This is a genomic window from Pedobacter sp., assembly GCF_965279535.1.
In the GTDB taxonomy this organism is placed as follows: domain Bacteria; phylum Bacteroidota; class Bacteroidia; order Sphingobacteriales; family Sphingobacteriaceae; genus Pedobacter.
The window spans coordinates 3,667,165-3,691,818 of record NZ_OZ257244.1 but is presented as its reverse complement, the minus strand read 5'-3'; the positions used below and the strand labels follow the sequence as shown (position 1 = coordinate 3,691,818).

Annotated in this window: 17 protein-coding genes and 1 riboswitch; of the genes, 8 read left to right on the top strand and 9 right to left on the bottom strand. The window is 40.5% G+C overall.

What is annotated here, in order from left to right; all coding sequences use genetic code 11:
* The first annotated feature begins 53 nt into the window (after window positions 1-53).
* Both ACQY77_RS15065 and ACQY77_RS15060 read left to right on the top strand, forming a co-directional pair.
* Window positions 54-3,242 carry an efflux RND transporter permease subunit gene (locus tag ACQY77_RS15065; protein ID WP_421941336.1) on the top strand — a complete coding sequence of 1,063 codons (3,189 nt, stop codon included), beginning with the start codon at window positions 54-56 and terminating at the stop codon, window positions 3,240-3,242.
* Between the two features lie 899 nt (window positions 3,243-4,141).
* On the top strand, window positions 4,142-4,945 hold the full coding sequence (locus ACQY77_RS15060) for a hypothetical protein (RefSeq protein ID WP_421941337.1): 804 nt from the start codon (window positions 4,142-4,144) through the stop codon (window positions 4,943-4,945).
* Window positions 4,946-5,119: 174 nt separating this feature from the next.
* Here the strand turns inward: ACQY77_RS15060 and ACQY77_RS15055 are convergent, their stop codons facing one another.
* The 7 genes from ACQY77_RS15055 to ACQY77_RS15025 form a co-directional block, all read right to left on the bottom strand.
* Window positions 5,120-6,322 carry an MFS transporter gene (locus ACQY77_RS15055; RefSeq protein WP_421941338.1) on the bottom strand — a complete coding sequence of 401 codons (1,203 nt, stop codon included), beginning with the start codon at window positions 6,320-6,322 and terminating at the stop codon, window positions 5,120-5,122.
* 107 nt (window positions 6,323-6,429) lie between these two features.
* The gene (locus ACQY77_RS15050; RefSeq protein WP_421941339.1) at window positions 6,430-7,083 is read right to left on the bottom strand and encodes a TenA family protein; all 654 of its coding nucleotides are present in this window, start codon (window positions 7,081-7,083) and stop codon (window positions 6,430-6,432) included.
* Window positions 7,080-8,012, bottom strand: coding sequence for a bifunctional hydroxymethylpyrimidine kinase/phosphomethylpyrimidine kinase (gene thiD, locus ACQY77_RS15045; RefSeq protein WP_421941340.1), 933 nt, complete (start codon window positions 8,010-8,012; stop codon window positions 7,080-7,082). Before thiD ends, ACQY77_RS15050 begins: the two co-directional genes overlap by 4 nt.
* Window positions 8,013-8,059: 47 nt before the next feature.
* Window positions 8,060-8,155, bottom strand: a riboswitch (TPP riboswitch).
* 460 nt (window positions 8,156-8,615) lie between these two features.
* Window positions 8,616-10,139 carry a choice-of-anchor I family protein gene (locus tag ACQY77_RS15040; protein ID WP_421941341.1) on the bottom strand — a complete coding sequence of 508 codons (1,524 nt, stop codon included), beginning with the start codon at window positions 10,137-10,139 and terminating at the stop codon, window positions 8,616-8,618.
* Window positions 10,140-10,310: 171 nt separating this feature from the next.
* Window positions 10,311-11,717 (bottom strand): dihydrolipoyl dehydrogenase, encoded by a 1,407-nt coding sequence (gene lpdA, locus ACQY77_RS15035; RefSeq protein WP_421941342.1) that lies wholly within the window; start codon window positions 11,715-11,717, stop codon window positions 10,311-10,313.
* A 286-nt stretch (window positions 11,718-12,003) separates the two neighbouring features.
* Complete coding sequence (locus ACQY77_RS15030) at window positions 12,004-13,170, bottom strand: esterase-like activity of phytase family protein (protein ID WP_421941343.1); 1,167 nt, start codon at window positions 13,168-13,170, stop codon at window positions 12,004-12,006.
* A gap of 252 nt (window positions 13,171-13,422) precedes the next feature.
* Window positions 13,423-14,271 (bottom strand): DUF6515 family protein, encoded by an 849-nt coding sequence (locus ACQY77_RS15025; protein ID WP_421941344.1) that lies wholly within the window; start codon window positions 14,269-14,271, stop codon window positions 13,423-13,425.
* A 197-nt stretch (window positions 14,272-14,468) separates the two neighbouring features.
* Between ACQY77_RS15025 and ACQY77_RS15020 the strand changes: the two genes are divergently transcribed.
* The 4 genes from ACQY77_RS15020 to ACQY77_RS15005 all read left to right on the top strand — a co-directional run bounded on the left by ACQY77_RS15020 (window position 14,469) and on the right by ACQY77_RS15005 (window position 20,814).
* Complete coding sequence (locus ACQY77_RS15020) at window positions 14,469-16,340, top strand: CocE/NonD family hydrolase (RefSeq protein ID WP_421941345.1); 1,872 nt, start codon at window positions 14,469-14,471, stop codon at window positions 16,338-16,340.
* A gap of 7 nt (window positions 16,341-16,347) precedes the next feature.
* The gene (locus tag ACQY77_RS15015; RefSeq protein ID WP_421941346.1) at window positions 16,348-18,216 is read left to right on the top strand and encodes a CocE/NonD family hydrolase; all 1,869 of its coding nucleotides are present in this window, start codon (window positions 16,348-16,350) and stop codon (window positions 18,214-18,216) included.
* A 3-nt stretch (window positions 18,217-18,219) separates the two neighbouring features.
* Window positions 18,220-19,875: a M1 family metallopeptidase gene (locus tag ACQY77_RS15010; protein ID WP_421941347.1), complete on the top strand. Its 1,656-nt coding sequence runs from the start codon at window positions 18,220-18,222 to the stop codon at window positions 19,873-19,875.
* 207 nt (window positions 19,876-20,082) lie between these two features.
* The gene (locus ACQY77_RS15005) at window positions 20,083-20,814 is read left to right on the top strand and encodes a head GIN domain-containing protein (RefSeq protein ID WP_421941348.1); all 732 of its coding nucleotides are present in this window, start codon (window positions 20,083-20,085) and stop codon (window positions 20,812-20,814) included.
* A 146-nt stretch (window positions 20,815-20,960) separates the two neighbouring features.
* On the opposite strand, the gene ACQY77_RS15000 is transcribed toward ACQY77_RS15005, so the two are convergent.
* Both ACQY77_RS15000 and ACQY77_RS14995 read right to left on the bottom strand, forming a co-directional pair.
* Window positions 20,961-21,848 (bottom strand): hypothetical protein, encoded by an 888-nt coding sequence (locus ACQY77_RS15000; RefSeq protein ID WP_421941349.1) that lies wholly within the window; start codon window positions 21,846-21,848, stop codon window positions 20,961-20,963.
* Window positions 21,849-21,933: 85 nt separating this feature from the next.
* Window positions 21,934-22,638, bottom strand: a complete 705-nt coding sequence (locus ACQY77_RS14995; RefSeq protein ID WP_421941350.1) for a DUF2490 domain-containing protein — start codon at window positions 22,636-22,638, stop codon at window positions 21,934-21,936.
* Between the two features lie 216 nt (window positions 22,639-22,854).
* Between ACQY77_RS14995 and fabV the strand changes: the two genes are divergently transcribed.
* A complete protein-coding gene (gene fabV / locus ACQY77_RS14990) occupies window positions 22,855-24,045 on the top strand; it encodes an enoyl-ACP reductase FabV (RefSeq protein WP_421942376.1) in 1,191 nt (396 codons plus the stop codon).
* A 65-nt stretch (window positions 24,046-24,110) separates the two neighbouring features.
* Window positions 24,111-24,644, top strand: coding sequence for a GNAT family N-acetyltransferase (locus ACQY77_RS14985; RefSeq protein ID WP_421941351.1), 534 nt, complete (start codon window positions 24,111-24,113; stop codon window positions 24,642-24,644).
* The last annotated feature ends 10 nt before the right edge of the window (window positions 24,645-24,654 follow it).

Sequence of the window (24,654 nt, the reverse complement as noted above, 5' to 3'; positions counted from 1 at the left end):
TGTTTGCCAGCAGATGCTTTTGCAGGCTGCTTTACATGCAAAACTAAAAAAGAATGAAAATTACTGACATATCTATAAAAAGGCCTTCGCTGGTAATTGTGGTATTTACCGCGCTTACTTTGCTTGGGCTCCTGAGTTACTTTTCGTTGGGTTATGAGCTTTTACCAAAATTCTCTAACAACGTAGTATCCATTTCGACTATATATCCCGGTGCTTCGCCAAATGAGGTAGAAAATACAGTAACCAAGAAAATTGAGGATGCTGTATCCTCTATGGAAAACATCAAGAAGATTAATGCGGTATCTTTTGAAAGTTTATCTACCGTAACCATTACGTTAACAGATAAAGCCAATATCGATATCTCCTTAAATGATGCTCAACGGAAGGTGAATGCCATCCTAGCTGATTTACCTGAAGATGTAAAAACACCTTCACTCAGTAAATTCTCGCTGGATGATTTACCGGTTATCACCATGACAGCTTCTGCGAACATGGATGATGTGAGTTTCTATGATTTAATTGACCAGCGTATTGCACCGGTAATATCAAGGGTAACGGGTATTGCGCAGGTAAACCTTGTAGGTGGTTCTGAGCGTGAAATTCAGGTTTCCCTGGATGCGAATAAATTACAAGGTTATAATTTGGCTGTGCCTCAGGTGCAGCAAATGATTTTAAGTTCTAACCTTGATTTCCCTACCGGAAGTGTTAAAACTCAAAATCAGGATGTATTAATCCGTTTATCAGGTAAATACAGGTCCATCGATGAATTAAGAAACCTGGTATTAACCACCACAAAAGATGGCGCCCAAATTCGTTTGGGTGATGTTGCCGATGTTCAGGATTCTAAGAAAGAAACCGAAAAATTAGCACGTATTAACCGCCAGGCTTCCATTGCTATACAGGTAATTAAACAAAGTGATGCAAACGCGGTTGAAGTAAGTAAAGGTGTACATGCCATTATTGCCAAACTAAAAACTGAATATGCTGCTAATAAACTGGATATCAACATTGTAAACGATAGTTCAATTTTCACATTAGAATCTGCTGATGCAGTAATACACGATTTAATTCTTGCTGTAATCCTGGTAGCATTCGTGATGTTGTTCTTCTTACACAGTTTACGTAATGCTTTAATCGTAATGGTATCTATCCCGGCATCGTTAATTGCAACCTTCATCGGGATTAGCCTTTTCGGTTTTACCTTAAACCTGATGTCGTTACTGGGGCTGTCGCTTGTGGTAGGTATCCTTGTGGATGATGCGATTGTGGTATTGGAAAATATCCAGCGTCACATGGAGATGGGTAAAAATAAAGTGAGAGCAGCCTCTGACGCCACACGTGAAATTGGTTTTACTGTAGTATCCATTACTTTCGTAATTGTGGTGGTATTCTTCCCAATCGCGGTGAGTACAGGTTTGGTATCTAACATCCTCCGTCAGTTCTGTATCGTGGTAATTATTGCAACTTTACTTTCGTTGCTGGCTTCATTTACCATCGTACCTTTATTATTCTCGAGATATGGTAAACTGGAACGCATTGAAGGTAAAAACCTGTTTGGCCGTTTCATCCTTTGGTTTGAAAAGCAATTAAGAAAATTCACCAACTGGATTACAGGCATCTTAACCTGGTCATTAAACCACAAAGCATTAACCTTAGTTATCGTTTTTGTAATGTTCCTGGGTTCTTGCGGACTATTGGGTGCAGGTTTTATCGGTAACGAGTTTTTCCCGAAATCGGATAAAGGTGAGTTCTTAGTACAGATTGAATTGCCAAAAGATGCATCTTTAGAGCAAACCAACTTCTTTACCCAAAGAGCAGAAGCATTTTTAGATAAACAACCAGAAATTGTACAGTTAATTACTACCGTAGGCCAGGCCAGTGGTGACTTTGGTGGTACACAGGCAACTGCTTACAAATCAGAAATTAACGTAAAATTAGTAGAGCGCGAGGAGCGTGAAGGCGTTACCTCAGATGTATTTGCGACTAAAATGAGCCGTGCACTAGCTAAAGAGCTTGTTGGGGCGAAAGTTAAAACGGTTCCAATCAGTATCCTGGGTATTGCCGAAAATGCGCCAATTAGCTTGGTGGTAATGGGCTCCAACTTAGATAGTGCGCTAAAATATGCACAAGGTGCTCAAAAATTACTCGCAACTATACCTGGGGCAACAGAGATTAAGCTCTCGGTAGAGAAAGGTACACCTGAGATTAATGTTCAGGTGGACCGGGATAAGATGTCGGCAGTAGGCTTAACCCTGGCTACTGTAGGTTCAACCATGCAGACTGCATTTGCCGGAAATACAGATGGTAAATACAGAAAAGGTGAGTACGAGTACGACATTAACATCCAGTACCAGGATTTCAACAGAAAAAACATCGATGATGTAAGAAACCTGATATTTGTAAATGATAAGGGTGCACAAATCAAACTATCGCAGTTTGCAACCATCACCGAAGGTTCAGGTCCAAGTCAGCTGGAGCGTTTAAATAAGTCAACATCCGTTTCGGTACAGGCACAATCTATTGGTAGGCCAACTGGAACAATTGTAGCCGAATTCCAGGAGAAACTAAAGCAGTTTCAGGAGAATGGAAAGCTTAAGGCACCAATCGGAGTAAGTTACACCTGGGCAGGAGATCAGGAAAACCAGGCTGAAGGTTTTGGTACCTTGGGTATTGCTTTGTTAGCAGCCATTATTCTTGTATACCTGATCATGGTAGCTTTGTATGATAGTTTTGTATACCCATTGGTAGTAATGTTCTCGCTGCCTCTGGCACTTATCGGAGCCCTGCTGGCATTAGCCTTAACCAATAACTCTATCGGTATCTTTACCATCTTAGGTTTAATTATGCTGATGGGTTTGGTGGCGAAAAACGCAATTATCCTGGTCGATTTTACCAACCACTTAAAGGCTGAAGGTAAAGAAACGAAAGAGGCACTTATATTGGCTAACCATGCCCGTTTACGTCCGATTTTAATGACCACCATCGCCATGGTATTCGGTATGCTACCTATTGCATTGGCAAGCGGGGCAGGTGCCGAATGGAAAAATGGTTTGGCCTGGGTAATTGTAGGTGGATTAACCAGTTCGTTATTCTTAACCTTAATAGTTGTACCGGTAGTTTACTTAATATTCGACAGAATGTTAGATCGCTTTGGTTTCAACAAAAAAGGTAAAACAATTGATGAAATGATTGCCGAACCTTACGATCATAAAGACGTTAACGAGTGGGAAATGGGTCACTAAAATACCTCCTTAAAATAACAATCGAAAAGGCTTCCGTAAGGAGGCCTTTTTTGTTGGTTGTATCGGGCTTAATGGTTAATTGGCAGAGCTGAATAACTATAGCTATAAGCGGGCAAGACTGTTAGCCAGCTTAAGCTTGGCTAAGCCGATGTTCATCCGTGCTTGAAGCGCTCTTGAAGCGTATGTGAAGCGTAGTTGAAGCGTATATTAAGCGTAATGGGTAACTGCAAAGTTATATTGTTAAATAATTCATCATATGTAGCAGGTTTTAACCAATTCCATTTGCGTTCTTCCGACATTATTTGTAGTTGCCCCCCATTAGGATTTGGAAAAATTCGACTCTAAATAATCCTCCAAAGAAAAATATGAACATGCGCCTGTCATAACAAATATTGGCTTACTTTCTTCAGTTTATTCCCTGTTGCGTCCTAGGTGTAAGTTACGTTCTGATTCCCGTTCACCTGTTGGGGCAGGTTCAGGTACCATGAACAGGTTGGGCTATAAAAATTAGCCGCCATTACCAGCTTAACAGAAAGATAAACAGCATGTTATTTCTGTACCCATTCTGTACTTGTTCATTACCCTTTCTGTACCTATTCTTTACCTTTTCTGTACCCTTTGTTTACCCTTTCTGTACCTCAGGTTAACCCTTGGTTAACCTTTTGTTAACCCATTGCTTACTCTTTAGTTACCCTTGGGGTAATAATTTGGTCTGAAAAAGGTACAGAAATGGTGTAAAAATGGTTAACCAGGTATTTTACAAATCTACCGCAGCTTATACTAAATTCGATTCATTTTGTATTTTAGGCGTATTAAGACTCAATTTATCATCCTTTTAACCTTTAGGGCAGATAGTTTTTGGTTTCAAACAATTTGATAGCCCTTTTTGTATATTTTACATGTTTAAGTTTATCCTTATTGCTTTAAGTTTTTTTTGTTTCCAAACCCTTTTTGCCCAGCATCCACCTGTTTTCCCTGCAATGACCAGCGATTCTTCGCTGATTAAGATCTATGATCTGGATGTACAACTTGTAAAATACAGCTATAAGCCCAATGGCGTAAGGTTTTTGGTGGTTCACGATAATGAAGATACAGGTGTGAAAGCCGGTTTCGATTACATCCGTTGGTACGGCGGAGAGCTTATTGACAGTCAATATGGTAGTGTGAGGGATTATTATTTCAGCTACATGGACGATCATTACCGCATAGATCCAAATGCCATTTATACCCAGGTTGGCGTAAATACCCGGTTAAAAAAGGGCGCGTACAGCTCTAACGAGGTAGAAAAAACAATTCTGAATGCCGGTAAGCAGATTGTAGATTTTTACGATTCAAAATCACTGGGCTATATTTTAACCCTTCACAACAATGCCGATGGCGGTTTTGGCATCTCGTCTTACCTGCCTGGATATGATCTCTCCAGCACTGCAGATTCGGTGTACATCAATTTTCAAATGGATGGAGATGACCTGGTTTATGTTACCGAACCGCGTTTATTCTCCAGCTTAAAGAAAGCCAATGTCAACGTAATCCTGCAATCCAAATTTGTATCTAACGATGGCTCACTTTCTGTTTATGCCATGCAAAATAACATCCCTTACATCAATGTCGAAGTGCAACACGGTCATATAGATGAGCATTTGAGATTGATAGAATTGGCAGTGGCAGCTTTAAAGGAACAGGGTCTGATTAAGCGGGAGTAGTGTGAAAGGGAGTTCTGTCTGAGTCGAGAGTCGTAAGTTCTGAGTCATGAGTACAGGGTGCAGATGGAAGGGAGTCCTGTCTGAGTCGAGAGTCGAGAGTCTTGAGTCGAGAGTTCGTTGTTGCGTACAGCTACAGCTACATCTCAGGCACTCAGCAAGAAGACCCTTTAGCGGCTATTCCATGGCTTTAATCTTTGCCACAATAAAGCTCACAAATAAACCGAAACAGCCAATAACGGCATATGAATACCGCAGGCTGGATAGCGCTGAAATATATCCGATAAGTGGCGGCCCCATTAAAAACCCCAGGTAACTTACGCTTGATACCATAGCAATGGCCATTCCGGGCGCAATTTTGCCGCTTTTACCTGCCACACTATAAACGGTTGGAACAATACTGGATACGCCGATCCCGACCAGCATAAAGCCAATTGTTGAAGGAACAATGTAAGGTAGAAAAACAGACAGAAACATCCCTGTGGATATTATGAGTCCACTGACCTGAATGGTTCGCTTTCTGCCCATCCGTTGAATAATTGAATCGCCTATAAATCGGCCGGTAGCCATCATCACCATAAAAGAAGCATAGCCCAATATCACGAGAGAGGAAGGAGCCTTAACAATTTCTTTGAAATAAACCCCACTCCAGTCGAACATGGCACCTTCTGTGGCCATACTACAAAAGCCAATGATGCCCAGTTGTAGCAGTACGCCTTCTGGCTTAACGAACAATTTTGGTTTACGCTCTGCCTGTGCCCCTTTGCCGGGGACCAGATGTTTATAGTTTAAGAGTACATTAATCCAGATCAGGGCTACAATCACCAAAAAGTGAAACAATGGGATAACATGTAAATTGACCATTAATAGCCCAACCAGCGCTCCGGAGAAACCGGCAATACTCCATGCTCCATGAAAAGAAGTCATAATTGGACGTCCGAAAAGCTTTTCGGCCTCTACTCCTTGTGTGTTTACAGCGATATTGCACATGTTTCCAATTACCCCGAAAAGAAACAGGAAAGCAAATAGGTGCCAGGGGGCAGTTGCCAAACCCAAATTACTAAGGGCCAATACATAAAGTGGTGCCGTAAGGGTAAGAATAGCTTTACTCCCGTACTTGGTTACCAATCCACCCGATATGGGCATGGTACACAATTGCCCCAGTGGAAGTGCCAGTAAGATACTTCCGAGTGCTCCATCTGATAAATTTAAAGTGTGTTTTATATCCGGAATGCGACTTGCCCATGAGGCGAATGCAATACCCTGACCAAAATAAAATAATGATACGGCAAGGCGGATACGGTTTGGACTACTGGGTACAACTGCAGGTTGAGTAATTGACTGATTTGTGTTTTCCTGATGTCCTGCTGCTTCTTCCAAAATGTAATGAATAATAAGTAAAATGCAAAGGTCTTAATTCTATAGTTAATACCCGCACTTTTTCTTATTTATATTCATTTTTTTGCTAAAAAATTAGACTTTAGGGCTCATATTTTCCATTTTTCAATTCTATATGCACTATCCCAGAACATCCACTCCAATTTGGTGGCCTGTTCAAACGCCGCTAACATGTTTTTTTGCGTTCGCTCTCCAGCCTTTTCTGCAAGCTCATCTGCAATATCTATGGCCAACTTAACCGATTTAGCAAAGGCCTCACCGGCATACATGTCAATCCAGCGTTGGTATGGATTTTCATTTTCTGCCTGCATTGAAAAGATGTGATCGCCCACTTTTTTATAAATCCAGAAGCAAGGCAAAACCGCAGCAACTGCCACCTCTACTTGCTCATAAGCCACCTGATTAAGCAAGTAATTGGTATATAAAAGTGTAGTTGGCGAAGGCTTCACCTCATGGGGCAAACCCAACTCTTCAAAGTAACTTTCATGGAGGGCGCGTTCAGCTAAAATCGCTCCTGAAGAAAAATTGGCAAAGGCTAAAACCTGGTCTGCCGATCGCAACCGGCTACTGATGGCGCTCAGTGCTTTTCCAAATTCCAAAAGGTAGAAAGCATCCTGGGCAAGATAGAAAACAAATTTATCGGGATGCAAAGTACCCTTGCTCAGCTCCTCATTAAAAGGCATGGCTATTATTTGTGCATAAACCGCATTTACCTGCTCCCAGGCCTGATCGCTCCATTTCATTTGGCAATAAGTTTTAAAGGTTCAAAAAAATGATTGAGCGGCCCGTTCCCTGCTCCGGTTTTAACACCTGCACCAGCCTGCAGTGCCCCGGCGATATAAATTTTAGCTAGCTGAACGGCTGTGATTAAATCATTCCCTTTAGCCATCTCTGCAGCAATTGCAGAAGACAGCGTACAGCCGGTTCCATGTAAGTTTCGAGAATTAATATAGGGGCTTTCGAGCACAATGGGCAGCTCTCCTTTTGCTACAAAAACGTCATAAATGGTTGTACCAAGTAAATGTCCTCCCTTGAGCAGCACCGCATTAGCTCCCTGGGCAATAATGTTATGGGCGGCTTCAATCATCTCTGCAACATTACTAATCTTGTGCCTGGCCAGAATAATGGCCTCATCAATATTGGGCGTAACCAGGGTTGCAATGGTAAATAACGCTTGTTGTAAGGTTTCTACTGTTTCGGGTTCAATTAAGCGATGACCACTTGTAGCCACCATTACAGGGTCGAGTATTACGGGTATATGAGGGGCATAAGCAACCAGAATTTGCCTGATCAGTGTTGCTACTTCTGGCTTATTGATCATTCCTATTTTAATGGCCGCAGGTTTAATGTCTTCCAGTACTGCCATCAACTGATCCTGAATCATCTCAACCGGAACCGCATGTACACCCTTAACGCCCAAAGTATTTTGTGCAGTAACTGCGGTGATTACTGAAGTTCCAAAACAACCCAGCGCTGAAAAAGTCTTCAAATCAGCTTGTATCCCTGCTCCACCCCCACTGTCTGATCCTGCTATGGTTAATACCTTAATATATTCTATATTTTCCTGCTGTGTAATTGAGACATTTCCTGTACGCTCATCCATGCTGTTATAACATTGCTGAGTACATTCTGCGTTTTGCGGCAATAAATTTTTAGTGATAACAGACTCCATAATTTTAGCTTAATTACTTTAGGAGTCTTCTAATGCCTGAGGCACGATTAGATCTGCAAACTATTTCCTACGCCGGTACTAACCGAATCAGGTGATGAGGGTATAATCTCAGCCATCTATTGAAGGCACCCCTAAAGTTTTATGTCTGCAATATAGGAGTAAATTTTAAATCGACAAACAGTTTGGTATGGAGTAGTGAGTACTGAGTCTTAAGTCTTGAGTACTGAGTCGTGAGTACTCAGACAAAGCGCCTACCTGTTCAGCGCCCTGTCTTGATACTTGATACTATTTTCACTTTAAACTTATAGTAAGTACTTAGTACCGAGTATTTAGTACTGAGACAAAGCGCCTACCTGTCCAGCGCCCTGTCTTGATACTTTCTATTTCGTACTTGATACTATTTTCACTTTAAACTTCCAGTAAGTACTTAGTACCAGTATTTAGTACTGAGACAAAGCGCCAACCTGTCCATCGCCATGTCTTGATACTTGATACTATTTTCACTTTCAACCTTCAACTTTTAACTTGATCAGCACCCTGTCTCGATACTTTCTACTTTATACTTTATACCTTATACTAGTCCCACTTTCCCCTCTCCCTTTCCTAAAGCTTATCAGGCTGATAAAACCTTACTGTTCCATCTTCCTCGCTTGATACGATTAATAAACTTCTACCATTAGGGCTATCTTTCGGTTTCACAAACAAAACACCTTCCGGCGCATCGCCTGTGGCAAATAATTGTACAAACTTTGGCGAAGCAGGTATGGTAACATCATAAGTAGCAATCATATCTACCCTTTCCATACCTATAAAGGCCAGGGTTCTGCCGTTTACCTGATTCACTGTAACCGCTTCAATTTCAACGCCCTTATTGTCCGAGCGTTCATCATCGTATTTTCCGGCATCGATAACCCGCTGCTCTAAATCCTTTCCAATATTGGCAACCAGCTGACCAGTACCTGCATTTAAAATGCTTACACTTCTTCCGCCTGTGGCGAAAAGTTCATCGTAGTCCCCGTCTCCATCGGTATCGCCAAAAGCCTTAGAGACAGTTAAGCGGCCCAAATTGGCATCTTGTTGTAAGCTGGCAGCTGCAGGAAATTTAGTTGCATCCAGTTTTAAACTTTTTACCCTTGCTTCTTCATCATAACCTTTCCATGCACGGGTATCTCCTTCGTTGGCTAATGCGAGGTAGTTGGCATCGCCTGCAGAGAAATATGATATGGCATCTGGTAAGTAAAAGGCTTTAATTGGCCAGGTACCCAACTGCATTTTACTGTCTTTATCACTCACATCGAATGCATTTTCAGCCAGACTGATATCCCTTACACCCAATGGAATAATTTTGGTAATGGTACCCGCAACGAGGTCTACTTCTGCTACAGCATTATTTTCCTGAAGGGTAACAAAAGCCTTCTTTGAATCGGCAGCTACGGCTACATATTCTGGCTCTATATCTTGAGCAAAACTAGCGTTAGGGCCGTAAATTCTTAATCCAGCTGCCACCAATGACGCTTTTGAGCTTTCAAAACCTGCAAAATCTAATGTTTTCACCGCATAATTATTTTTCACATTGATGATAGAGATCGAACCTGCAGGATCAACAGTATATTCATCATTTGGCTCACCTTCATTAGCACTGATGATGTAAGTTCCATCCGGACTAAAAGTAACCATATCGGGCATAGCCCCAACAGTAATTTTCTTTACCTCTTCTAATGTCGAAGTTTTTAAAACCACGATATCGCCGTTTCCTTGTTTATTAGCACCATCTAAAGCTATAGCCAGTAAACCATTGTTTACCGCAACGCTGTTAATGCCAGCGTTATTAGGGTAAGTTAAAGTTTTAAGTTTTACAATTGCGGGATAAGCCGTTAAATCTAACACCTCTACCTTTATGCCTCCGTCATTACTGACTACAAATAGTTTTTTAGTAGAAGGATCGTAAGCAGAGATTTCTGCAGCTGTGGTATTTCCTAAATCTACTGAAGCAATTTCTTTAAAGCTGGAAATATTTTCTGCAACAACAGGCTCCGGATTCGTTTCATCAATAGGGTCTGTTTTTTTACAAGCGGCCAGGGCCATAGAAGCCAGGAACAAGGCTCCAAACAATTTTTTTCGGTTCATTTGGTTTTAAATCTGATGATCCAAAAATAAAATACCGCAGAATCGCTTTTAGCCGGCCAATATTATGATTTGATTAAGAAATCGTCAATTATGGGGCATAAAAAAACCCTGATATAAAATCAGGGTTAAATTATTAAACATATAGGGTGCTGAATTTTCAGCGTTACAACCTTAAATGTGGATCGCTCTATTATCTGTAGCAGCTAATGCAGCTTCTTTCAATGCTTCGGTATACGTTGGGTGAGCATGGCAGGTACGTGCAATATCTTCTGCAGATGCACGGAACTCCATCGCAATTACGGCTTCAGCAATCATATCTGCAGCACGCGGGCCAATCATGTGTACACCTAAAACTTCATCAGTGCTGGCATCAGCTAAAACCTTGATGAAACCATCAGTATCCATACTTGCTTTTGCTCTTCCGCTTGCTTTGAATGGGAACGATCCGGCTTTGTATTTTACTCCACTTGCTTTCAATTGCTCTTCTGTTTGTCCAACTGAAGCAACTTCCGGCCAGGTATAAACTACCCCAGGAATTAAGTTATAGTTAATATGTGGCTTTTGTCCGGCAATGGTTTCAGCTACATAAGTTCCTTCATCTTCTGCCTTGTGGGCCAACATTGCGCCTGTAATTACATCACCAATGGCATAAACACCTTTAACAGCAGTTTCTAAGTGTTCATTAACCGGAATTTTCTTTCCTCTTTCTTCTACCGTAATGCCAATTTTATCTAAACCTAAACCTTCAGTATAGGCCGTTCTGCCAACAGCAACAATGCAATAATCGGCCTCTAAAGTTACAGGCTCACCTTTTGCATTATCTGCCGTAACCGTTACCGTTTTACCTTTAACAGTTGCACCGGTTACCTTGTGACCCATGTAAAACTCCATGCCTAAAGTTTTCTTTAAAACACGTTGAAGCTCTTTTCCCAAGCCTGCATCCATTGTGCCGATGATAGAAGGTAAAAATTCTACCACAGAAACTTTAGTACCTAAACGGGCATAAACAGATCCCAATTCTAAACCAATAACCCCACCACCAATTACAACCATGCTTTTAGGCACTTCCTTAAGTGTTAAAGCCTCAGTAGATGTGATGATACGTTTTTTATCGATAGGTAAGAACGGTAATGCTGTGGGTTTAGAACCTGTTGCAATGATTACATTTTTTGCAGTAAGGGTTTCGGTAGATCCATCACCTTTGGTAATTAAGATGGTGTTTTTATCCACAAAAGAACCTACACCTTCAAAAGCATCGATTTTGTTCTTTTTGAAAAGATAGGTGATACCGGCAGTATTTTGTGCTACAACATCGTCTTTACGGGCGATCATCTGTTTCATATCTACTTTCAGATCTTTCAGGTTGATACCGTGTGTAGAGAAGGTATGTGCCGCATTGTGGTAATGCTCTGAAGAATCTAATAATGCTTTAGAGGGAATACAGCCAACATTTAAGCAAGTACCTCCATAAGTTTTATATTTTTCGATAACAGCAGTTTTTAAACCTAATTGGGCACAACGGATTGCGCCAACATAACCGCCCGGACCAGAACCGATAACAACGACGTCGTATTGCATAATTTCTTGATAATTTTGATTGCCCAAATGTAGGGAAAAAAGGTTTAAGGTAAAAGTTAGATCGCGCCATAAATGAGTCATGAGTTTGAACTCTTGAGTCTTGAGTTCTAAGCGCTTGACTATGCTGCAAAGTTGTACTAAGAAGGTGGTCTGGAGTCCAGGAGCTCAAATGTATAAACTATTTGGAATAATGAATATCCAAACCTACACGCCAAACTGACTCAGGTGTGTAATATGCCGCAGCTGCTGAAAATATGGATTTGTACTTGTTACCAGCGTCTTGATACTACATATCCTGCCTAACCTCAAACAAGAAGAACTGCTGAACCTGGTTTTTCCCGAAGTTGTTATCTACACAAAAAATCAGCGATGGGTTCCCGTTAGGCAATTTCGGACCGAAAGTTACCCCTTCAAAATTATCAATATGTTTGTTTAATGAATCGAAATCAAACAACAACTTCTTTGATAAGGGTTTAGGGGGTGTTTGCACAAAAGAAGGATTATCCATCACATTCTCTGCTCCATTTAAATCTACCAGGTAAAGCTTAATAAAAGTATGGTCATCATGGCCTTTTGCCCAAGCCCTTTCCATCACCAATAAGGTATGGCTGTTAACGGCAAGAATCTCCGAGATGCCATTTACGTTCCAGTCCATATCCACAGTAGGCTTAACGGGCAGTTCGCCTAAATTGTAGGCATATTGGGCGGTATTTTTCCCCGTTTTGGTGTCAAACTTCAAAATTCTGGTTAGTGCCTGCCCGTAACCAAATGCAGCCTGTTTACCATCTTCATAACGGGGTTCTTCTAAACTGGCATAAAGCGTTTTATAATCATCGGCATAACTCAGCCCTTCAAAAAAAGCATTCTTTCTTACCCCTTTTTCCTGTCTTGTAAAATGAAATCCAGCAGGCAGTGAAATGGTATCCAGATATGCGCCTTTCTCATTAATATAAGTAAGTGCTGGCTGAACGATTGTGGTATCGCCATTTCGAAACAATCGCTCCCCTTCACTGCTCCATAAAAGCTGCCGGGTATGCGGATTATATCGTACAGATTCCCCATCTGGTTTTACCCTTTTATCAGTACCCAGTTTTGGATATACTTTACCATTGGCCTGCAAAATCGGGATTACGCCCCTAATTTCTATGGTATCAATTTTATTATTGGTAATATCAATTTTAGCGGTGTATATCCTCGCCGGACTGAGCTGTGATGGATCATCACTGATCAGGTAATACTGATCGCGCTTAATATCATAGTCTATCCCAGATAATCCGCCAACAACTGTATTTTCAAACTTTTGGTTTAAGGGAAGAATATATTCACTTAAAAAACTAAGCGATGAAATAGATGTTTCTTTCTTGGATGCGCCTAGCCTGTTGGCTGAACAGGAGGCTAAAAGTATAATAAGTGAGAAATAAAATGCTGCAATTATGATTCTGGCTGATTTCAAATCCAATGATTTAGACTACAAAAATAGAAAAAATATACACTGCCAGCCCCAATGGCTTGTTATTACATTGTTAAGCTTTAGAAACTAAGGCCGTGGATAAATTTGCAAAATCGACCTTGAACTACCTGACGCTTATTTTTGCTCAATGCCAGGCTACTCCTAACATTAAGAAGTTAAGAACCTTTAGTATAGATCAACCTTAACTCCTTAATGTTTTAATATCATTGTTCCTGGATCAAGTTCTGATACTAACTAAAACAACTTCCCGATCACACGATAACCTGTTTTATCCCCTTCTATCACCTCTTCATAATACACATCGTCAGGAGACACAAAATACTGCTCATTCTTAATGGTTACCTCACGGCATCCTTCTGGCAACTGATCAATAATATCACCAATCTGATGGGACCCGGCTGAATTGTCTCCTGTATTGAGTACCCCATCTTTTCCGGCAACTACATAAACAGTTTTTCCATCTGCATTGGTGCTTTGGGTATAATAAACACCTTTGTATTCGTAATAATCCTGACCGTTAATGGTTACCAGATTAGCATCGGAAGGTAAACTTGGCACTTCTGCTCCTACTGGCGGCGTAACCACCTCATACTGATTATCATTTTGCTGATAGAATAACCCACCAGAATAATAAAACTGATTGGCACCAAAATAGAATGGATAATAGCCATAAGGAAGCACACCAATTCTAAAACCTAAAAATGGTCTGTAGTAATTGTAATAACTGTAATAAGGTCTGTAGTAAGGTCTTCCATATCCAGGCCTGTAACTATAACCTGGTCTGTAGCCATATCCCGGACGATAACCTACCCCGGGACGGTAGCCCGGACGGGTATTATTATAAGCATTTCTTTCTGGCCTGGCCATTCTCGATGGTGCAGAATATCGGCCAGCAGAAGGTGCCTGCATAGACGGGCCTCGTGATGAGCCGCCTCTTGATGGCGCAGATATACCTGGCCGTCCGCCACCTGCAGCCCCTCCTGCCCTGCTTGGGCGTTGTGCAAAAACCTGATTTACACTTAAGGTTGTAACCATTGCTGCCACAGCAAAAACAACCACTCCTTTATTTAATAACCTATTCATTTTATTGTGTTTAAATCGATTACATATATGACGGTAAAAAAGTTAAAAAGATTATTCCTTAACATCTTTTAACTAAATTTTGATAATGTGTTGACACATCTGCATTTTAATGCTAACAAACCTTTTACGGGATGTTTTTTCTATTCCCTGCTTAATGTTCTATATTTAAATTTTATTCCAATAATCATATTCTTCAAATGACCTTGAACAAAGTTTTCAGCTTATTATTTTGTCTGTTTGTATCTTCCTCTTTATTTGCCCAACAAACGGATTCTGCCTATGTAAGAAACAATTACACTAAAATTGAAAGGCAAATCCCAATGCGGGATGGGGTTAAGCTCTTTACTTCAATTTATATACCAAAAAATCAAACTAAAAAATATCCTTTCTTGCTTAACCGAACGCCTTATACCGTTCAGCCTTATGGTGAGGATAAATATAAAACCAGCTTAGGCAACTTCCCTGCAATGATGCGCGAAGGATTTATTTTCGTGTACCAGGATGTACGTGGAAAATGGATGAGTGAAGGTACCTTTGAGGATATTCGTCCACAGGTAATTGGGAAGAAAGGAAAAACAGCCATTGATGAAAGTACAGATACTTACGATACCATAGATTGGCTGGTAAAAAACGTTAAAAACAACAACGGGAAAGCAGGCATTTATGGGATCTCCTATCCTGGTTTTTATTCAACCACGGCCTTACCACATTCACATCCGGCCTTAAAAGCGGTATCGCCGCAGGCACCTGTTACCGACTGGTATCTGGGTGATGACTTTCACCATCGTGGAACACTTTTCTTAATGGATGCCTTTAATTTCATGAGCACTTTTGGCGTTCCCAGACCAAAGCCCATCACACCTGATAAAGGCCCTAAAGGTTTACAACTTCCTATTCAGGATAACTATCGTTTTTTCCTGGAAGCAGGATCGGTTAAAAACCTGAAAGATAAATACTTTGCCGATAGCATCAAGTTCTGGAACGATTTATTTAAACATCCCAACCTGGATACTTTTTGGAAATCACGTCTGATTACACCACATTTAACCCAGGTAAAGCCAGCGGTAATGGTTGTAGGCGGTTTTTTTGATGCAGAAGACGCTTATGGCACGTTTGATACCTATAAAGCAATAGAAAAACAAAATCCCGGGGCCAAAAATATTTTAGTTGCGGGCCCATGGTTTCATGGTGGCTGGGTGCGCAGCGATGGTTCTTATTTCGGAGATATTCCTTTCGGAAAAACTACCAGTATCGATTACCAACAACAATATGAATTACCTTTCTTTAAATATTATTTAAAAGGAGAAGGCGACTTTAATGCAGCAGAAGCTAACATCTTTGTAACAGGAAGCAATGAATGGAAAAAATTTGACACCTGGCCCCCAAAAGATACTGAAACTAAAAATCTATACCTGCAACCTAACGGTAAACTGGGTTTTGAAAAAGTAGGCAGAACCGATAGCTGGGATGAATATGTAAGCGATCCTAATAATCCGGTACCCTATCAGGATGGTATTCAGGCAAAACGTACCCGCGAATACATGATTGATGATCAGCGTTTTGCAGCCCGCAGACCAGATGTTAAAACCTTCCAAACTGATGCTTTAACTGAAGATATTACCTTAACCGGGCCGGTATTGGCTAATTTAGTGGTTTCTACTACAGGAACGGATGCAGATTATGTAGTTAAGCTGATTGACGTTTACCCTGAAGATGCACCAAACCCTGTACCTAACCCTAAAAACCTGATTATGGGAGGCTATCAAATGTTGGTTCGCGGTGAAATTATGCGCGGTAAGTATCGCAACAGTTTTGAAAAGCCAGAGGCCTTTATTCCTGGTGCCATTACAAAAGTGAATTATCCACTGCCAGATGTTGCACATACTTTCAAAAAAGGACACAAAATCATGATTCAGATTCAAAATAGCTGGTTCCCGCTGGCTGACAGAAATCCACAGAAATTTATGGACATTTATCAGGCCGAGCCTCAGGATTTCCAAAAAGCCACGCATAAAATTTACCACGATACTTTTAACAGTTCGTACATTACCGTTTCAGTTTTAAAATAAGAACAAAATGAAATACCTTAAAATAACCGCTTTATTAGTGTTATGGTCATTTACCGCTTTTGCACAGGGCGATGCCGGTTACCCCAAAGCCAATTACACCAAGAAGGAAGTTTACATCACCATGCGTGATGGTGTGAAGCTTTTTACGGCAATATATACCCCTAAAGATGCTTCGAAGACTAAAAAATACCCGATGGTGATGCAGCGTACCTGCTATAGCATTGCGCCATACGGCGAAGATAAATTCCCGGCAAGATTAGGGCCTTCAGAATTAATGATGAAAGAAGGTTATATCGTGGTGATGCAGGATGTTCGCGGGCGCTGGAAAAGTGAAGGTACCTGGACCAACATGACTCCGGTTATTGATAACAAAAAAAGTAAAAATGATGTTGATGAAGGTTCGGATACCTACGACACGGTTGATTGGTTAGTTAAAAACGTAGCCAACAACAACGGTAAGGTAGGTCAGTGGGGTATTTCTTATCCGGGTTTTTACACCGCAGCAGGTATTTTAAGTAACCACCCGGCACTAAAAGCTTCATCGCCACAAGCCCCAATCTCTGATTTCTTTTTTGATGATTTCCACCACAACGGTTCATTTTTACAGAGCTACTTCTTTACTTTCCCCGTATTTGGTGTTCAAAAAACCGATACTACTTCTAAAGCCTGGTATAACAATCAAATGATCAACCCTAAAACTAAAGATGGCTATCAGTTTGCTTTAGATTTAGGCCCGCTAACCAATGCAGATAAATATTACAAAGACAATTTTTTCTGGCAGGAAACGGTGAACCATCCCAACTACGATGAGTTTTGGCAGAAACGCGGCTTATTAAAGCACTACAGCTCTATAAAACCTGCTGTTATGGTTGTAGGTGGCTGGTACGACGCTGAAGACTTGTCTGGCCCGTTAAATATTTATAAAACCATCGAGAAGAAAAATCCCAATGCGTACAATACAATTGTAATGGGACCATTCGGACATGGAAGATGGAGCCGCGAAACTGGCCACACCATGCACAGCAATGTATATTTCGGCGATAGCATTGCCACATTCTACCAAAAAGAGATTGAAGCTAAGTTTTTCAACCATTTCCTGAAAGGCAATGGAGATAAAAATTCAGGATTACCGGAAGCATATATGTTTGATACGGGAAAGAAAGCTTGGGAAACCTTCGCCAAATGGCCAACAGAAAAAGCAAGTAAACAAAAATTCTATTTAGCTGCAGATGGCAAATTAAGCCTGACTGCGCCGGTAAGCACTGGTTCTGTTAGCTACATCAGCGATCCGGCTAAACCTGTTCCTTACACTGAAGATTTAACCACCACTACAGGCTTCACACCACACAACTACATGAGTGAAGACCAAAGATTTGCCGGCCGCAGACCGGATGTATTGGTGTATCAGACGGAGGTACTGGATAACGACATCACCCTGGGGGGCGAAATCATGTCGCACCTTAAAATTGCTACGACAGGCACTGATGCCGATTTTATTGTAAAACTGATCGATGTTTATCCGGCCGATGAGCAAAACAATGCCTACATGCCCAATAAGAACATAATCTTGAGTAATTACTGGCAAATGGTACGCTCTGAAATAATGCCTGCACGTTTTAGAAACAGTTTCGAAAAACCTGAAGCATTGGTGGCCAACCAGAAAACAGATGTGAACGTGAAACTACAAGACGTGCTGCATACCTTTAAAAAAGGTCATAGAATTATGATCCAGGTTCAAAGTACAGCATTTCCCCTTTTCGCACGCAACCCACAGAAATTTGTAGAAAACCCCTACAAAGCCATTGAAACTGATTATATTAAAGCTACACAAACTGTTTTCAACGATAGCTTCATCGAAGTTGACGTTATTAAGTAATCCATGAAAAGAATATTATTATCACTGGCAATAACGCTGGGCATTTTATCAGCCCATGCACAGATATTGGGTAAAAACCAGGTAAACTCTAGGGCAGATAGCCTTAGAGGAACACTTACTGCACTGAGAAGCTGTTATGATCTTAATTATTACCACTTAGATGTTAAAATAGATATTGATCAAAAGTACATCAGCGGAAGTAATGAATTTGCTTTTACAGCAACCCAGGATTTCAGCAAGTTACAATTCGATCTTTTCGCCAATTTGAAAGTAGAAAAAGTAGTTTACAAAGGGGCAAATATTCCTTTTAGCAGAGAATACAATGCTGTTTTTGTAACCTTCCCAAAAGCGATCAGAAAAGGTACCAAAGATAAATTCACAGTTTTTTATGCCGGCAATCCTGTTGTGGCCCGTAATCCACCATGGGATGGCGGTTTTATCTTCAAAAAAGACAGCGCTGGCAATCCTTTTGTATCGGTGGCCTGCCAGGGTTTTGGTGCCAGTTGCTGGTGGCCTAACAAAGATCACCAAAGCGATGAAGTAGACAGTATGTTAATCAGTATCAGTGCGCCTAAAACTTTGCAGGAGATATCCAATGGCAGATTAATAAGTACGGTCGATCAGCCTGATGGCTACCAAAAACACAATTGGCTGGTGAGCAATCCAATCAACAACTACGATGTTACTTTTTATATCGGGAAATATGCGCACTGGACAGACAGCTATGATGGTGAAAATGGTAGGCTGAGCATTGACTACTGGGCACTTCAAACGGATAGTGCAAAAGCACGCCCACATTGGGATGCCGATGTAAAACCCATGTTAAAATGTTTTGAATACTGGTTTGGGCCTTACCCCTGGTACAAAGACGGCTACAAGTTGGTTCAGGCGCCACATTTAGGTATGGAACATCAAAGCGCTGTAGCCTATGGGAACCAATTCAAACCAGGTTATCTGGGTAAAGATTTAAGTGGAACAGGCCACGGCTTAAAATGGGATTTTATTACCATCCATGAAAGCGGACATGAATGGTTCGGGAACAACATCACGTCAAAAGATATTGCAGATATGTGGATACATGAAGGCTTTACCAATTACTCCGAAGTGCTCTACACCGAATGTACGGCAAGTAAAACCGCAGGTAATGAATACGCCATGGGCTTGCATAAAATTATCGACAATGATATCCCGGTAATAGGCCCTTATGGTGTAAATAAAGAGGGGTCGGGAGATATGTACCCCAAAGGTGCTAGCCTGGTTCATACCATCCGTCAATTGGTAAACAACGATGAAAAATTCAGGCAAATTCTTCGTGGCTTAAACAAAACATTTTATCACCAAACGGTAACCACCGCGCAAATAGAAAACTACATCATTAAGCAAAGCGGATTAAAGCTCAACAAAGTTTTTGATCAGTATTTACGTTACACTAAAATTCCGGTATTAGAATACAAAATTGTTAATGGCAACTTATCTTACCGCTGGGTAACTGATGTAAAAGGCTTTGATATGCCTATTCGGGTGAGTTTAAACCCCGGTACCTATACTTTAATTCATCCAACCAACGAGTGGAAAACGATTAAAGTTGCCTCCAGTATCAATGGGGATAATTTTAAAACTGACCCACAATTTTATATCGACATCAAAAAAGTCAGCTAAAACCAGGTCAAAATCCATAAAGAACCCAGTGTTTTAACAGGCACTGGGTTTTTATTTTCCTTCAATTTAGCAACTTAACTGCTTACGCGATTATTTTCAGCAAGATTTTGCTTTAATGTGCAACTTTTAATTAAAATGATCGTCTTATTGAATAGGAAATTAATCTATTCTTTAACGCTGATTTTAACAGCAACAAATTTTATCACTATGAAAAAAATATTTCTATTTCTATTCGCGACATTAACAATCACAACCGGATTAAATGCAGCAACTGAAAAACAACTTAGCATCAACTCATCCAGAAGTGCTGATGATGAAAGAGACGTTCAAAACTTCAATGGTGTAGCTGCAGGAGGCCCTATAACTGTAATCGTAACTCTGGGAAACAAAGAAGGTTGCCGTTTTGAAGGCGACGCAGATGCGATTTCTACTTTAATTACTGAAGTAAAAGGCAATGTTTTAATTATTCGCCCGCAAAATAGCTGGAAGAGCTGGGAGAAAAAATATGAAAACAAAAAGATTATTGCCCACGTTTCGGCCAAAACCATCAGAAGCTTAACCATGAGTGGAAATGGAAGCATTACCGTAAACGGTTCAATTAATTCAACTGAACTTAGTGCCACTTTAAGCGGCTCGGGAAGTATTAAGGCCACCATTAATGTAAACGATTTTAACGGAGTGATCAGTGGCTCAGGAAATTTAAACATCAGTGGTAAAACCGATGATGCCAATATTACCATCAGTGGCTCAGGTGTTTTTGCCGGCAAAGGGTTTTCAACCAACGATCTTTCTACTCAAATCAGCGGCTCTGGAAACATCAATATTAAAGCGGATAAACGAATCAATGCCGTAATCAGCGGATCAGGAAGTGTTAACTACTCTGGAAACGCAACTGTAGATAAAACTGTTATTGGCTCCGGAAGGGTAAACAAAATTTAATTGAATTGTGGGTTATAAGTTAGGAGGGAGGTGACAGGTGTTAAATACATCTGCACTTTAAACCCGTAATTTATAACCCATATTTCTTTATCTCCGGCGATTATTCAAAATCCGCCATCTAAAGGTTTAAGCTTGTGTAAGCATGCTTAAAACTGCAGTCCAATTACCCACAAATTCTCAATGTAGTTAATTTTTTGGCTGGCTTTGTCTAAATCATCCCAACCAGTAGTGTGGATATTGGTTAAGTTCGTTGCACCAAATTTAGTCGTGTTCTGTAAATATAAATTCTTCCACACATAAAATTTAAGTCCAACTTTAGCCGAAATACCGTAGCCTGAAATATTCCAGTGGTTATTTCTACCTGCACCAAATAAGCGTACATCAGACCGCGGAACTACAATGCCCCCGCCTAAACCTGTTTCTAAGGTTAAAGAGGTATTGCCAGAAGGCGCTACCCAGATATCATCATAACGTTCAACCTCTACATTGGCATAGTTAAAGCCGTCGGTATGTTCGAAAGTTAGCATACTCTCCTTAACGTTAATCATCTGCCCATCGTAATCACCTGCCAATGCACCTGTAGGGATATTGTCGTGAGAAATATTAGCACCAATGTGCCCTGTAATGGCTACTGTTTGTGGAATATCCATCACATATTTCATGTGATCCCAACCGATGGATATACTGTAATTATCTTTGATGAAATAACCGACCCTGATGTTATATTGAGGCACGGTAATCAATCCCGGATTTAACCAATCCCAGCTTAATTTCGATTGCCTGTCATGAGCCACAACATCTTTTAGTGTAAAATCATAATTAGGTCCTGTAAAGCGAATATCGCTTTTACCATACCATGAACTATTATATCCCCAATGAAAATAGAAATCTCCCTTTCTGGAGAAATTACGCTTATGCTCCGGATTAAAAATACTTTTCGAGGCCGGTACATTGTTCGTTGAAGGTTTAATTTCCTGGGCTTGCATCCGCTTACCAAAAAGAAGTGCTAAGAATAAAATGGAGAATTTTTTCACGGCGCAAATTGAGTGAAAAGCAGCCTCATTTACAAAAAATTTAACCTTTCGTATTTCTTAATCTACAAAAAATGACTTTAAATCATTAAAACCTTGTGTATACGGCAAGCTGAACTACGTTGTTCAACGTATTAGCGCTGGCACCATTAACGGCCTGGTTTAAATACCCTAGTTCGAGATCTAATTGCTTTGAAAAGCGGTACCCTGCTGCAAGATAAGCCCTGTTTTGATCAAACACACTGTTATTAAGTGCCTTTTTATTCTGAAAATTTAAAAATACTTCATTCTGAAGCGCAACAAAAGCCCCTTTGGTAAAAGATTGCTGTTGTTTCTGTAATGGTTGGATCAACCGAAAGAAATAGCGAAAACGCTGTGCAAAAATATCATTACCGGCAGTTTCGATAAACCGTTGCTCTACCCTAACCCTATGGCTGGCAAAGATAGACGAAAGCTTATGGGTATAAATGTATTGTTCAAAGATCCGGTGTTCGTTGAGTGTTGTACTTTCGGCAACATCAGGTTTGTTATAAGTAGTTTGCCAAAGATATCCCAAGGCAACATTATGCTGCTTATTGATAAAATATTGTACTGCTGGCCGTACCAAAGTATTTCGTACATACTTCCAATCATCAACAGAACGTAACTGCACATCAAATTGCAGGCCCCACTTTTCGTTAAATTTAGTGTTATTTAAAAACATGAACCATCCGGTATTCTGGTGCTGTGTTTGTGCGTAAGTCGTCCCAAAAACTGCTACCGAAAGCAACAGGGCTAGTATAAATTTTCTCATTAAGGTTTCTTATCTGTGTGCTGCTAAATTAAAATAAAATTAACAAAAGGCAATAATATTATCTGATTCTCAGTATTAAAACATCCCCTGTTTCTAGCTTTTGTTAAATTTGATTTAACTACAAACGATTAAAAATCTATCTTCGTTAAAGATTTTGTGCAGATGAGTGATTTTAATCTGCCTACAATTAATTCAGAACTATCAATTAAAAGAGAAATGATTATTGAACCTAGAATGAGGGGCTTTATCTGTTTAACTGCACATCCTGATGGCTGTGCCCAAAACGTGAAGAACCAAATTGAATATGTAAAGTCAAAAGGCGCAATTAATGGCCCTAAAAAAGTATTGGTAATTGGTGCTTCAACCGGTTTTGGTTTAGCCTCCCGTATCACTGCTGCTTTTGGCTCTAACGCCGCTACCATTGGGGTATTTTTCGAAAAAGCACCATCAGAAGGTAAAACAGCTTCACCTGGCTGGTACAATAGTGCTGCTTTTGATCATGAAGCACACCAGGCGGGCCTATATGCTAAAAGCATTAATGGCGATGCATTTTCTAAAGAGATTAAAGACAAAACCATCGAACTCATCAAAGCTGATTTAGGTCAGATTGATTTAGTAATTTATAGTTTGGCTTCTCCGGTAAGAAAACACCCGGATACTGAAGTTTTACACCGTTCAACTTTAAAGCCTATCGGTGGTACATACACCAACAAAACTGTTGATTTCCATACAGGCAATGTTTCTACCATTTCTATTGAACCTGCCAACGAAGAAGATATTGCCAATACCGTTGCCGTAATGGGTGGCGAAGATTGGGCCATGTGGATTGATGCTTTAAAAGCCGAAAACCTTCTTGCAGAAGGCGCTACCACAGTGGCTTATTCATACATTGGCCCTGCTTTAACAGAACCAGTATACCGCAAAGGAACCATCGGACGAGCCAAAGATCATTTAGAGGCCACAGCTTTCACCATTACTGATAAATTGAAAGATGTTAATGGAAAAGCATATGTTTCCGTAAATAAAGCACTGGTAACGCAGGCCAGTTCTGCCATTCCGGTTATCCCTTTATATATTTCATTGCTTTATAAAGTGATGAAAGCAGAAGGTATCCATGAAGGAACCATAGAACAGATTCAACGCCTTTTTGCAGAGCGATTATATCAGGGCGGAGATATCCCTGTGGATGAAAAAGGAAGAATCAGAATTGATGATTGGGAAATGCGTGAGGATGTGCAAAGCAAAGTAGCACAACTTTGGGAAGAAGCAACAACAGAAACACTTCCGGCCATTGGCGATTTACCTGGATACAGAGCTGATTTCTTAAGTCTTTTCGGCTTCGAAATTGATGGTGTCGACTACCAGAAAGACGCCAATGAGGTGGTGGAAATTGAAGGATTGGTTTAACAAAAAAATACACGAATAAAACAAATGGCTGGCGATATCGCCGGCCATTTTTATTAATTTGCGATATGAATTTTGAACTTCAACCCATACTTGAGAACGAACTTATCAAACTCGTTCCCTTAAAGCATGATGATTTTGAACCTCTTTTTCAGGTGGCATCAGACCCCTTAATCTGGGAGCAGCACCCCAATAAAAACCGTTACCAAAGGGATGTTTTTGAAAACTTTTTTAAAGGCGCAATGGAATCGGGAGGGGCATTTATCGTTTATGACCAGGCAACAGGCCGTGTGGTGGGCAGTTCGAGGTTCTACGAGCTTAACGAAGAAAAAAGTGAGATCGCAGTCGGATATACTTTCCTGGGAAGAGATTTCTGGGGTAGAGGCCATAACAAAACACTCAAACACCTGATGATTAACCATGCCTTTCAATTTGTAAATCGGGTAATTTTTCACATCGGTGCAACCAACTTCCGTTCGCAAAAAGCGATAGAAAAACTGGGTGCCGAAAAATTTGAAGAAATTGAAGTGGCCTATTATGGTGAACCGGTAAAATGGAATTTTGGCTATAAAATAGAGAAAAACAGCTGGTTAAAAGGATAATATAAATTTT